The organism is Leifsonia sp. KNZ12-8B (assembly GCF_056755495.1).
In genome coordinates, this window is record NZ_JBPGXM010000019.1 from 1 (window position 1) to 12351 (window position 12351).

Consider the following 12351-nt stretch of genomic DNA (forward strand, 5'->3'; position numbering starts at 1 on the left):
CGGCGTCGGCGGCGGCCGCGGCTGTCGCGGCGGCGCGGCGGCGGCTCGGGAGGGCCAGGCCGATCACGGCGGCGACCGCGAGGGCGGCGGCCCCGACCCAGACGGCGGGGACGGCGGCGTCGACGTAGCCCGTCGGCGTCAGCGTGCCTCCCGCGCCCGTGAAGACCGCTGTCAGGACGGCCACGCCCAGGGCGACGCCGATCTCGCGGAGGGTGGAGTTGGCTCCCGACGCCTTCGCATGGTCGGCGGGGCGCATGTTGGCCAGGACCGCCGTCGAGCTCGGCGCGAAGACGAGGCCCATGCCGATGCCCGCCAGCAGGAACGGCGGCCACATCTCGGAGTACGGCAGGTCTGCGGAGAGGGTCAGTGCGATCCAGCCCATCGCGACGGCCATCAGGGTGAGGCCGGCGACGATCGGGAGGCGGGTGCCGGTGCGCGACGACAGCAGGCCGGTGAGCGGCGCGACGACCATCGGCGCCAGCGTCCACGGCATCGTCATGACGCCGGCCTCCAGCGGGGTGTGCCCCTGCACGACCTGGAGGAACTGGATGAGGATGAAGATCGCCCCGAAGATGCCGAAGCTGAACGTCACGCCGACGAGGTTCGCGACGGTGAAGCTGCGGTCGCGGAACAGCCGCAGCGGCAGCAGGGGAGCGGCGGCGCGCTGCTCCCACAGCACGAACGCGACGAGGAGGGCGGCGCCGAGGATCAGCGGGACGAGCACCTCAGCGCTGCCCCAGCCCGCGTCGTTGCCGCGGACGATGCCCCACACGACGCCCAGCACGCCGGGGCCGGCCAGCAGCAGCCCCACGATGTCGGCGCGGACCCGGGCGCCGAAGCTGTTCGGCAGGGCGGCGAGCACGAGCGGCACCGCGATGACGCCCAGCGGCACGTTCAGCCAGAAGATCGCCTGCCAGTTCCAGCCTTCGACCACGGCGCCGCCGATCAGCGGGCCGAGCGCCACGCCGAGACCGGAGATGCCGCCCCAGATGCCGATCGCGACCGGCCGCAGCCGCTCGCTGACGCTGCCGGCGAGGAGGGTGAGCGACAGCGGCAGCAGCGCGGCAGCGCCGACGCCCTGGATCGCGCGGGCGCCGATGAGCATCCACGGCTCGGTGGAGAGGGCGGCCGCCGCGCTGGCGAGCGTGAAGATCGCGATGCCGCCGAGGAAGACGCTGCGCCTCCCGAGCCGGTCGCCGAGGCCGACGGCCATCAGCATGAGCGTCGCGAAGGTCAGCGTGTACGCGTTGACGACCCACTGCAGCTCCTCGATCGAGGCCGAGAGGTCCTTCGCGATCACGGGGAGGGCGCTGGTCACGACGAGGTTGTCGAGGGTCGCCATGAACATCGGCAGGGAGGCGGCCACGACGGCCAGCCAGACAGGGATGCGCCGGCGCTGCGTGGCGCTCGCGGCGAGGGAGGCGGTCATGATGAGGTGCTCCTCCAGGGTGGGATGCAGTGGTTGTAATCGGATGATTACCACGACGATAAGTAATCGGCTGATAACCTGTCAAGAGTGAGCGACAAGATCAGCGAACGGATCCCCTCCGCCGAGCGGCGCGAGCAGATCCTCGCCGCGGCTGCCGTCGTGTTCGGCGAGCGCGGCTACTTCGGCGCGACCACCGACCAGGTCGCCCGCGCGGCAGGCATCAGCCAGCCCTACGTGGTGCGGATGTTCGGCAGCAAGGAGAACCTCTTCGTGGAGGTGCTCGGCCGGTCGCTCGACAAGCTGCTCACCGCCTTCACCCAGACGCTGGACGAGTGGAAGGCCGACGGCAGGCCGGTCTCCGACGAGCCGGGGCACAACGAGCTCGCGCGCCGCCTCGGGCTGGCGTACGTCAACCTCATCGAGGACCGCGGCATCCTGCTCTCGCTGATGCAGGCGTTCAGCATGGGCCACGACGCGGCGATCGGCGGCAAGGCCCGCGACGGCTTCATCACCATCTACCGGATGCTGCGCGAGGAGGGCGGCTTCGCGGCCGACGACGCGCGCTCGTTCCTCGCCGAGGGGATGCTGCTCAACACCCTGCTCGGCCTCCGCCTCCCCGACGAGTACGGGCACGACGCCTGCGCGACCGAGCTGCTGGAGAGCACCTTCCGCACCAAGCTCGACCTCGTGCTGCAGGCGACGGGGGGTCGCGCATGACCGCGAGCGGCCTCATCCTCGTCGACAAGCCGGGAGGCTGGACCAGCCACGACGTCGTCGCCCGCACCCGCCGCCTCGCCGGCACCCGCAAGGTCGGCCACGCCGGCACGCTCGACCCGATGGCGACCGGCCTGCTGATCCTGGGCATCAACTCGTCGACCCGGCTGCTGACCTACATCGTCGGGGCCGACAAGGAGTACCTCGCGACCATCCGGCTCGGCTCGGCGACGACGACCGACGACGCCGAGGGCGAGACGCTCTCGCACGCGCCGACGGAGGCGCTCGCCGCGGTGACCGAGGAGGCGATCGGCGACGGCATCGCCGCGCTCACCGGCGAGATCGAGCAGGTGCCGAGCGCGGTCAGCGCGATCAAGGTCGACGGCAAGCGGGCGTACGCCCGGGTGCGTGCCGGCGAGGAGGTCGTGCTGGAGCCGCGTGCGGTGACCGTGAGCGCGTTCGAGCTGCTCGGCGTCGAGCGCTCGGCGGCCGCCATCGACCTCCGGGTGCGCGTGGTCTGCTCGTCCGGCACCTACATCCGCTCGCTCGCCCGCGACCTCGGGGCCGGGCTCGGGGTCGGCGGCCACCTGACCGCGCTGCGCCGGACGCGTGTGGGCGCGTACACCGTCGATGAGGCGCACGACCTCGATACGCTCGACGTCGGTGCGGCACTGATCCCCGCCGCCGCTGCGGCCTCCCGGCTGTTCGAGCGGCTGGAGCTGACCGAGCAGCAGGCGATCGACCTCACGCACGGCCGCCGCATCCACATCGCCGACCGGGAGGGACCGGGCGGGGAGCCCGTCGCCGCCATCGCGCCGACCGGGCACCTGGTGGGGCTCGTCGAGTTCCGCGGAAAGGAAGCGAGGACCCTGGTGAACTTCCCGGCCGACGAGATCGCGACCGCATGATCGAGTGGTTCACCACCGTCCAGGTGGTCGTGGCCGTGCTGGCCGGGCTGCTCTGCCTCGTGCTCGGACTCGCCGGGCGCGCGCCCAACGACCTCTCGATGGGCGCCGTTGCGCTCGTTGAGGTGCTGCTGCTCGCCCAGGTGGTCATCGCCATCGTGGCGCCGCTCGCGGGCAACCCGCCGACGGGCAGCCTCCCGGAGTTCTGGATCTACCTCATCTCGGCCGTCATCCTCCCGCTGGCTGGAGGATTCTGGGCGCTGATCGAGCGCAACCGCTGGAGCACGGTCATCCTGGGCGGCGTCTGCCTCGCCATCGCGGTGATGGTGTACCGGATGGGGCAGATCTGGTTCGTGCAGGGCGCCTGAGCGCGAGAGCGAGTGCGGCTCCCGCGCGAATAGAATCGATCACGATGTCCCACCACACTCTGCCCGCCCACCACGACGCCGCCGAGCGACCGAAGCGCCGGCGCATCTCCGGCATCGGCCGGGTGCTCGTCTTCGTGTACTTCGTGCTGGCGCTGGCGGCGACCGGGCGCAGCGTGTTCCAGATCATCGACCGGTTCCAGGAGGCGCCGGTCGCCTTCACCCTGTCGGCCATCGCCGCGGTCGTGTACATCGTCGCGACGGTCGCGCTGATCGCGCCGGGCCGGGTCTGGTACCGCGTCGCGTGGGCCACCATCACGTTCGAGCTGGCCGGGGTGCTGGTCGTCGGATCGCTCAGCCTGTTCGCGCCCGCGACGCTCGGCCTCCACGACATCGACCCGTTCGGCCGCGACGCGACGGTGTGGTCGGTGTACGGGATGGGGTACCTCTTCGTCCCGCTCGTGCTGCCGGTCCTCGGGCTGCTGTGGCTGCGCGGGCACCGGCCCGCCGCGGGGGCCACGTCGTGAAGGTCTACACCTCCGTCGCCGAGCTGCCGGACGGCTTCGGGCCGAGCGCGGTCACGATCGGCAAGTTCGACGGCGTGCACACCGGCCACCGCGCGGTCATCGACCGGCTGCGCCAGGTGGCCGGCGAGCGCGGACTCACGACCGCGGTCATCACATTCGACCGCAACCCGCTGGAGCTGATCGCGCCGGAGAAGTGCCCGTCGTCGCTGGTCAGCAACGAGCAGAAGCTCGACCTCCTCGCGGGGACCGGCGTCGACGCGACGCTGATGCTCGCGTTCGACCGCACGCTCGCCGACCTGCCGCCCGAGGAGTTCGTGCACCGCATCCTCGTCGACCGCCTCCACGCCGCCGCCGTGCTCGTCGGCAGCGACTTCCGGTACGGGGCGCGCGGGGCCGGCGACGTGGAGCTGCTGCGCACGCTGGGCGAGAAGTACGGCTTCGAGGTCGTGCTCATCGACGACGTGCGGCCCGAGCACGGCCGCCGCGTCTCCTCCACCTGGATCCGCGAGCTGCTCGCGGAGGGCGACGTGCGGCACGCGGCACGGCTGCTCGGTCATGTGCCGACCGTGCGCGGCCTCGTCGTGCACGGCGCGAAGCGCGGTCGCGAGCTCGGCTTCCCGACCGCGAACCTCTCGCCGGAGTCGGAGGGCCTCATCCCCGCCGACGGCGTCTACGCCGGCTGGCTGACCGACGCGGGGGAGCGGTATCCCGCCGCCATCTCAGTCGGCAACAACCCGACCTTCGAGGGCGTGCCGCACAAGCAGGTGGAGGCGTACGTGCTCGACCGCGACCTCGACCTCTACGGCCACCGGGTCGAGGTGTCGTTCGTCGAGCGCATCCGCGGGATGGTCGCGTACTCCGGCATCGAGCCGCTGATCGCGCAGATCGCGGACGACGTGGAGCGGGCGCGGGGCATCCTGACGGCAGAGACGGCCTGATGTCCGATTCCACCGACGCCGCGGGAACGCCGCGGCCGCTCTGGCACGGGCGCGCGATCGCGCTGATCGGCATCCTGCTGGTCGCCGCGAACCTCCGCACCGCCGTGGCCGCGCTGTCGCCGATCTTCGCCGAGATCCGCACCGAGTTCGCCGTGTCGAGCATCGGGGTCGGGCTGCTCGGGATGCTGCCGCCGGTGTGCTTCGCCGTGTTCGGGCTGGTCACGCCGGCCTTCACCCGCCGGTTCAGCCTGGAGTCGGTGCTGCTCACCGCGCTCGGGGTCATGCTGGCCGGCCACCTCATCCGCGCGCTGGCCGGGTCGTTCCCGGTGCTCGCGCTCGGGTCGGCGATCACGTTCGCCGGGATGGGCGTCGGCAACGTGCTGCTGCCTCCGCTGGTGAAGCGTTACTTCCCCGACCGCATCGGGCTGGTCACCGCGCTGTACGCGACCGTGATGTCGGTGAGCACGCTGCTGCCGCCGCTGATCGCGGTGCCGGTGGCGGACGCAGCCGGATGGCATGTCTCCGTCGGCATGTGGGCGCTGGTGAGCCTCCTCGCCGTGCTGCCGTGGCTGCGGATCATCGTGACGCACCGGCCGGCGCATCCCACCCACGATGTGGAGGTCGAGGAGGCGCAGCCCGCGCTGGTGGGCCGGGTGTGGCACTCGTCGCTCGCCTGGGCGATGGCCGTCGTCTTCGCGGTGTCGAGCCTCAACGCGTACGCGATGTTCGCCTGGCTGCCGCAGCTGCTGCACGACGTCGCCGGGACTCCACCGGCCGCAGCTGGCGCACTGCTGTCGGTGTATGCCGCGATGGGAATCCCGGCCGGGCTCCTGGTGCCGCTGCTGGCGGCGCGCATGCGGAACGTCGCCGTGGTGATCTACGCCGCCGTCGCCTTCTTCGTCGTCGGATACCTCGGGCTCATCCTCGCGCCCGCCACGGCCACCTGGCTGTGGGTGACCCTCGCCGGGCTCGGGCCGCTGCTGTTCCCGCTGTGCCTGGTGCTGATCAACAAGCGCACGCGCACGCACGAGGGGGCGGTCGCGCTGAGCGGCTTCACGCAGGGGCTGGGCTACACGCTGGGCGCGCTGGGGCCGTTCGTCGTCGGGCTGCTGCACCAGCTCACGGAGTCGTGGACGGCCGCGCTGATCTTCCTCACCGCGACGGCGCTGGCGGCCGCCGCGGCGGGCGCGGTCGTCGCCCGTCCGCGCTACCTCGAGGACCGCTGACCCCGCAGCCAGCCGCCGAGCACAGGAAAAATGTCGCGATCCGACGGGATTCGCGACATTTTTCCCGTGCTCGGCGGCTAGCGGCTAGGCGGGGAGGAGGGACGCGCGGTGGACGAGGGCGGCGGCGCCGATGAGCGGGCCCTCGGAGGAGAGGGCGGAGGGGACGATCCGCACCTTGCGCACGAACGGGAAGTAGTGCGCCGCGATCACCTCGCGCATCCGGTCGAACAGGTCGGGCGTCGAGTGCGAGAAGCCGCCGCCGATCGCCACCAGCTCGAGGTCGAGGAGTGCGGTCGCCGACGCGATGGCGCGGCCCACGGCCTCCCCGGTGCGGGCGATCGCATCCCGCGCGATCGGGTCGCCGGCGGCGTAGGCGGCCGCCAGCTCCTCGCCGGTCGTGCCGGAGAAGCCCTGTTTGCGCGCCCAGGCGACCGTGTGCGGCCCTGAGGCCATCGCCTCCAGCGCCGAAGGGTTTCCGAAGGTGTCCTCGCCGACGATGTCGCCGACCTCCACGTGGCCGATGTGGCCCGCGTTGCCGGTCGGACCGGTGATGACGCGGCCGTCGACGATGAGACCGCCGCCGATGCCGGTCGAGATGACCATGCCCATCACGTTGTCGACGCCCTGCGCGGCTCCGACCCAGTGCTCGGCCATCGTGATCGCGACGCCGTCCATCTCGAGCGTGACGGGGATGTCGAGCCCGAGCCCGGAGACGACGGACGCGATGTAGTCGCGCAGCGGGTAGTCCCGCCAATCGGGGACGTTCAGCGGGGAGACCAGTCCGCGGCGGCGGTCGATCGGCCCGGCGCAGCCGATGCCGACGCCGACGATCTCCGCACCCGCGGGGAGCGTGGCCGCGGCGGCGCGCACGACGTCGCCGACCGACGACTCGAGGTCGGCGACCGAGGCGGTGCGGCCGGTGGGGCGGCGGTGGCGGGAGTCGGGGACGAGGCGGCCGTCGCTGTCGACGAGCGCGGCCTCGACCTTCGTGCCGCCGAAGTCGACGGCGAGGGCGAGGGGAGTCAGCACCCTGCAACGATAGACGAGAACCCGTTTGCTCATTTGAGCAGCCCGTGCGCATGCGTTGCTGCTCTGCCTACACTGTTCGGGTGGCCCTGAACGATACCGACGAGATCCTCGCCGTGAAAGCCGCAGAGCTGTACTACGAGGCGGGCAAGACCCAGGACGAGATCGGCGTCGCCCTCAACGTGAGCCGCTGGAAGGTCGGCCGGCTCCTGGTCGCCGCGCGCGAGCACGGCTTCGTCCGCATCGAGATCGTGCACCCCTCCGCCCGGCGGTTCTCGCTGGAGCGCGAGCTGTGCGGCTTCTACGGCCTGGAGGACGCCGTCGTCGTCCCGGCCGCCGAGTCCGACGCCGACGTGCAGGCGCGCGTCGCGCAGGCCGCCGCCGACTACCTCACCACCCTCCGCCCGGTGCCGCGCACGCTCGGCGTGAGCTGGGGCCGCACGCTGCACGCCGTCGCCGCGCGCCTGCGGCCCGGCTGGGCCGTGGGCGTCAACCCGGTGCAGATCAACGGAAGCGTGTCGAGCACCCGGCAGGCGACCGCGGCCGCGGACACCGCCGTGGTGATCGCGCGCAAGGCGCAGGGCACCGCGACGCTTCTCCCGAGCCCCGCCATCTTCGAGCACGCTGCCACCCGCCGCGCGATCGAGGCCGACCGCTCCGTCCAGTCCGTGCTGCAGCTGGCGCGCAGCGCCAGCGCCTATCTGTTCAGCGCGGGCGTCGTCGACGCCAGCTCGGTGCACGTCGACTCCGGCTACCTGTCGTCGTCCGATGTCGCCGACCTCGCCGCGAAGGGCGCCGTCGGCGACGTCGTCGGGCGCTTCATCACTGACAGCGGCGCCGTCGCCGATCCCGAGCTCGACAGCAGGACCCTCGGCATCTCGCTGGAGGAGCTGCGCACCGCCCGCACGAGCATCGCCGTCATCGCCGGCGAGCCCAAGCACCGGGTGGCCCACGCCGTCGTGGCGAGCGGGCTGTGCACCACGCTCATCACCGACGAGGCCACCGCCAACGACCTCCTGGGCCGCAGCGTCCCCGCCGAGGGACGCGCCGGCTCCGACGCCATCACAGTTAGGGAATGACGTGACCATCGAAACCACCACCCCGCCCGTGCGCGCGCTCGCGCCGGCGGCCCGCGCCGTGGAGGTGCTGGGCGGCGACCTGACCGAGGGCTCGCTGCGCCGCTACCTCGGCGGCATCCCCGGTGTCGACGCCGTCGGCCTGGAGCAGCGGGCCGCCGGGCTCGGCACCCGCTCCATCAAGACGTCCAGCAAGGCGTGGGCGCTCGACAAGGTGATCGAACTGATCGACCTCACCACGCTCGAGGGCGCCGACACCCCCGGCAAGGTCCGGTCCCTGGTGGCCAAGGCGATCACGCCCGACCCGTCCGACCCCTCCACCCCGCGTCCCGCCGCCGTCTGCGTGTACGGCGACATGGTGCCGTACGCCGTGGAGGCGCTGGGCGCCCACCACGTCGCGAAGAACCCGGGCGGGATCGCGGTCGCCGCGGTCGCCACCGCGTTCCCGAGCGGTCGCGCGTCCCTCCCCGTGAAGCTCGCGGACACCGCCGACGCCGTCGCCGCCGGAGCGGACGAGATCGACATGGTCATCGACCGCGGCGCGTTCCTCTCCGGCCGCTTCGGGCTCGTCTTCGACGAGATCGTGGCGGTGAAGGAGGCGTGCCGCCGCGAGGACGGCACGTACGCCCACCTCAAGGTCATCCTCGAGACCGGCGAGCTGAACACCTACGACAACATCCGCCGCGCGTCCTGGCTGAGCATCCTGGCCGGCGCCGACTTCATCAAGACCTCGACCGGCAAGGTGAGCCCGGCCGCGACGCTGCCGACCACCCTGCTGATGCTGGAGGTCGTGCGCGACTGGCACCTCCTCACCGGCGAGGAGATCGGGGTGAAGCCCGCGGGCGGCATCCGGTCCGCCAAGGACGCCATCAAGTACCTCGTCACGGTCGCCGAGACCGTCGGCGAGCACTGGCTGCAGCCGCACCTGTTCCGGTTCGGCGCCTCCAGCCTCCTCAACGACGTGCTGCTGCAGCGCCAGAAGGTGGCCACCGGCCACTACTCCGGCGCCGACTACGTGACGATCGACTGACCCTCCACCCCGAAGGCACATCATGAGCTTCCTCGAATACGCCCCGGCCCCCGAGTCGCGGTCGATCCTCAACCTGCTCGACCAGTACGGCCTCTTCATCGACGGCGAGTTCGTCGACGGCAGCGGGACGCCGTTCCAGACCATCTCGCCCGCGACGGAGGAGCGGATCGCGACCATCGCGACCGCCGACGCCTCCGACGTCGATCGCGCCGTCGTGGCGGCCCGGCGCGCCTACGACCGCGTCTGGTCCCGGATGAGCGGCAGCGACCGCGGCAAGTACCTCTTCCGCATCGCACGGCTCGTCCAGGAGCGCTCCCGCGAGCTGGCCGTGGCCGAGAGCCTCGACAACGGCAAGCCGATCAAGGAGAGCCGGGATGTGGACGTCCCGCTCGTCGCCGCCTGGTTCTTCTACTACGCCGGCTGGGCCGACAAGCTGGAGCACGCGGGCCTCGGCCCTGCGCCCCGCGCGCTCGGCGTGGCCGCGCAGGTCATCCCGTGGAACTTCCCGCTGCTCATGCTGGCGTGGAAGATCGCTCCCGCTCTCGCGGCCGGCAACACGGTCGTGCTGAAGCCCGCGGAGACCACGCCGCTGACCGCGCTGCTGTTCGCCGAGATCGTGCAGCAGGCCGATCTGCCCGCCGGTGTCGTCAACATCGTCACGGGCGCGGGGGAGACCGGCCGCGAGCTGGTCTCGCACCCCGACGTCAACAAGGTCGCGTTCACCGGCTCGACCGCGGTCGGCCGCGAGATCGCGCGCTCGGTCGCCGGCACCGACAAGAAGCTGACGCTGGAGCTCGGCGGCAAGGCCGCGAACATCGTGTTCGACGACGCCCCGATCGACCAGGCCGTCGAGGGCATCGTCAACGGCATCTTCTTCAACCAGGGGCACGTGTGCTGCGCCGGCAGCCGCCTCCTGGTGCAGGAGAGCGTGCATGACGAGGTCGTGGAGCGGCTCAAGCGCCGCCTGTCCACCCTCCGCCTCGGCGACCCGCTGGACAAGAACACGGACATCGGTGCCATCAACAGCGCCGAGCAGCTGCAGCGCATCCGCGAGCTGTCCGACATCGGGGAGGCGGAGGGCGCCGAGCGCTGGACCGCCGACTGCGCCATCCCGGAGAACGGGTTCTGGTTCGCGCCGACGATCTTCGACAACGTGTCGACCAGCCACCGGATCGCCCGCGAGGAGATCTTCGGCCCGGTGCTCTCGGTGCTGACCTTCCGCACCCCGGCGGAGGCCATCGCGAAGGCGAACAACACGCCGTACGGCCTCTCGGCCGGCATCTGGTCGGACAAGGGCAGCCGCATCCTGGCGGTCGCGGACAAGCTGCGCGCGGGCGTCGTCTGGGCCAACACCTTCAACCGGTTCGACCCGGCCAGCCCCTTCGGCGGCTACAAGGAGTCCGGCTACGGCCGCGAGGGCGGCCGCCACGGCCTCGGCGCCTACCTGGTGCCCGGGCGCTCGCTGCCCGCAGCCTCCACCATCCCCGCCCGCCTGACCCGCAAGGGAGCCACGAAATGAGCCGCCTGGCCGTGCCGAAGACCTACAAGCTCTACATCGGCGGGAAGTTCCCCCGCAGCGAGTCGGGCCGCACCTACGAGGTGCTCTCGGCGAAGGGCGCGTTCCTCGCCAACGCAGCCAAGGGCTCCCGCAAGGACGCCCGGGACGCGGTGGTCGCCGCCCGCGGTGCGCTCTCGGGCTGGGCGGGCGCGACCGCCTACAACCGCGGCCAGGTGCTGTACCGGATCGCGGAGCTGATGGAGGGCCGCCGGGCGCAGTTCGTCGACGAGATCCGCCGCGCGGAGGGTGTCTCGGAGGCGGCCGCCGTCGCCCAGGTGGACGAGGCGATCGACCGCTGGGTCTGGTACGCGGGCTGGGCGGACAAGTTCGCGCAGGTCGCGGGCAACGCGAACCCGGTGGCCGGCCCGTACTTCAACATCTCGGTGCCGGAGCCGACGGGTGTCGTCGCCGTGATCGCGCCGCAGGACTCCAGCCTGCTCGGCTTCGTCAGCGCGATCGCGCCGGTGCTCGTCGCGGGCAACACGGTCGTCGTGGTGGCGAGCGAGCGGTTCCCGCTCTCGGCGATCAGCCTGAGCGAGGTGCTCGCGACGAGCGACGTGCCGGGCGGTGTGGTCAACATCCTCACCGGGTCGCCGGCCGAGATCGCGCCGTGGCTCGCGTCGCACGCCGACGTCAACGCGCTCGACCTGGTCGGCGCGGGAGCGCTCGACTGGGTGGACCTGCAGATCGCCGCGGCGGACACGCTGAAGCGCGTGCTGCCGCCGGAGAACGGGCCCGATGCGGCCGCGCCGTCGCTCGACCGCATCGCGTTCTTCACCGAGACGAAGACGGTCTGGCACACCAAGTCGCTGATCTGAGCCGGCCGTCCCTCCCTGCCGACCCGTCTTCCGGCCTCGCTCGATGTGGGGGAGGATGGTGGGGAGGCGAGGAGGGCGCGGATGACGGACGGACACGGTGGCGGGCAGGGCCTGCTGGTCCTCGTCGGCGACAGCCTGACCCGCAACGGCGACTGGACGACGCTGCTGCCGGGCGAGGACATCGTCAATCTCGGGTTCGCCGGAGACACGTCCGACGACGTGATCGCCCGGCTCGACCAGGTGATCGAGACGCGACCGGAGGTCGTCGCCCTGCTGGTCGGCACCAACGACCTGGCCTGGCGGCGCTCCGTCGAGCACATCGTGCGGAACGTGGAGACCATCCTCGTCACCCTGCGCAAGGAGCTGCCGGAGGGTCGCATCCTGGCGCAGTCCGTGCTGCCGCGCGGGCGCGAGTTCGCCGACCAGATCCGCGACATCAACCGGCACCTGTGGCAGTTCGCCCCGACCGTGCACGCGGGCTGGCTCGACCTGTGGCCGGCGATGGCGCTGGAGGACGGGGAGCTGAACCCGGCGTACACCGACGACGGCCTCCACCTCACCGCGGACGGCTATCGGGCCTGGGCGTCCGAGCTGGCGCCGGCGCTGGAGCGGGTGCGGCAGCTGCCGCCGTCGAGCCGGGCGATCCAGTTGCCGAACCTGGGCGGCGCGGCCTGATCACGACCCGCGCCGAGTGGTGACTCGTTGCGGCTTCGCGCGCCGACACGTGACCTGAACTCAC

13 protein-coding genes are annotated in these 12351 nt (G+C 72.1%); 11 read left to right on the top strand and 2 right to left on the bottom strand.

Translation table 11 applies throughout. The annotated features are described in order from the left end of the window. Positions 1-1483: DHA2 family efflux MFS transporter permease subunit (locus tag ACR9ZG_RS04925; RefSeq protein ID WP_481283706.1), on the bottom strand; the 1483-nt coding region annotated here is incomplete at its 3' end. 33 nt (positions 1484-1516) lie between these two features. On the opposite strand from ACR9ZG_RS04925, the gene ACR9ZG_RS04930 reads away from it, so the two are divergent. Genes ACR9ZG_RS04930 through ACR9ZG_RS04955 form a run of 6 tightly spaced genes read left to right on the top strand, consistent with a single transcriptional unit; the run spans position 1517 to position 6104 of the window. Next, complete coding sequence (locus ACR9ZG_RS04930) at positions 1517-2146, top strand: TetR/AcrR family transcriptional regulator (RefSeq protein WP_481283707.1); 630 nt, start codon at positions 1517-1519, stop codon at positions 2144-2146. Next, on the top strand, positions 2143-3051 hold the full coding sequence (truB, locus tag ACR9ZG_RS04935) for a tRNA pseudouridine(55) synthase TruB (protein WP_481283708.1): 909 nt from the start codon (positions 2143-2145) through the stop codon (positions 3049-3051). The genes ACR9ZG_RS04930 and truB overlap by 4 nt, the downstream gene beginning before the upstream one ends. Continuing rightward, positions 3048-3416, top strand: a complete 369-nt coding sequence (locus ACR9ZG_RS04940; RefSeq protein WP_481283709.1) for a hypothetical protein — start codon at positions 3048-3050, stop codon at positions 3414-3416. The genes truB and ACR9ZG_RS04940 overlap by 4 nt, the downstream gene beginning before the upstream one ends. Positions 3417-3460: 44 nt before the next feature. Beyond that, positions 3461-3940, top strand: coding sequence for a hypothetical protein (locus ACR9ZG_RS04945; RefSeq protein ID WP_481283710.1), 480 nt, complete (start codon positions 3461-3463; stop codon positions 3938-3940). Then, positions 3937-4878, top strand: a complete 942-nt coding sequence (locus ACR9ZG_RS04950) for a bifunctional riboflavin kinase/FAD synthetase (protein ID WP_481283711.1) — start codon at positions 3937-3939, stop codon at positions 4876-4878. The genes ACR9ZG_RS04945 and ACR9ZG_RS04950 overlap by 4 nt, the downstream gene beginning before the upstream one ends. Continuing rightward, positions 4878-6104 (top strand): MFS transporter, encoded by a 1227-nt coding sequence (locus tag ACR9ZG_RS04955; RefSeq protein WP_481283712.1) that lies wholly within the window; start codon positions 4878-4880, stop codon positions 6102-6104. Before ACR9ZG_RS04950 ends, ACR9ZG_RS04955 begins: the two co-directional genes overlap by 1 nt. Before the next feature lie 84 nt (positions 6105-6188). On the opposite strand, the gene ACR9ZG_RS04960 is transcribed toward ACR9ZG_RS04955, so the two are convergent. Then, the gene (locus ACR9ZG_RS04960; RefSeq protein WP_481283749.1) at positions 6189-7130 is read right to left on the bottom strand and encodes an ROK family protein; all 942 of its coding nucleotides are present in this window, start codon (positions 7128-7130) and stop codon (positions 6189-6191) included. A gap of 83 nt (positions 7131-7213) precedes the next feature. Between ACR9ZG_RS04960 and ACR9ZG_RS04965 the strand changes: the two genes are divergently transcribed. From ACR9ZG_RS04965 to ACR9ZG_RS04985, 5 genes are all read left to right on the top strand, one after another. Then, the gene (locus tag ACR9ZG_RS04965) at positions 7214-8209 is read left to right on the top strand and encodes a sugar-binding transcriptional regulator (RefSeq protein ID WP_481283713.1); all 996 of its coding nucleotides are present in this window, start codon (positions 7214-7216) and stop codon (positions 8207-8209) included. A 1-nt stretch (position 8210) separates the two neighbouring features. Beyond that, entirely contained in the window at positions 8211-9236 is a 1026-nt protein-coding gene (gene deoC / locus ACR9ZG_RS04970; RefSeq protein ID WP_481283714.1) for a deoxyribose-phosphate aldolase, read from the top strand. A gap of 22 nt (positions 9237-9258) precedes the next feature. Further along, positions 9259-10755, top strand: a complete 1497-nt coding sequence (locus ACR9ZG_RS04975; protein ID WP_481283715.1) for an aldehyde dehydrogenase family protein — start codon at positions 9259-9261, stop codon at positions 10753-10755. Then, positions 10752-11612, top strand: coding sequence for an aldehyde dehydrogenase family protein (locus tag ACR9ZG_RS04980; protein WP_481283716.1), 861 nt, complete (start codon positions 10752-10754; stop codon positions 11610-11612). The genes ACR9ZG_RS04975 and ACR9ZG_RS04980 overlap by 4 nt, the downstream gene beginning before the upstream one ends. 81 nt (positions 11613-11693) lie before the next feature. Further along, a complete protein-coding gene (locus ACR9ZG_RS04985; RefSeq protein WP_481283717.1) occupies positions 11694-12287 on the top strand; it encodes an SGNH/GDSL hydrolase family protein in 594 nt (197 codons plus the stop codon). Positions 12288-12351: the final 64 nt, after the last annotated feature.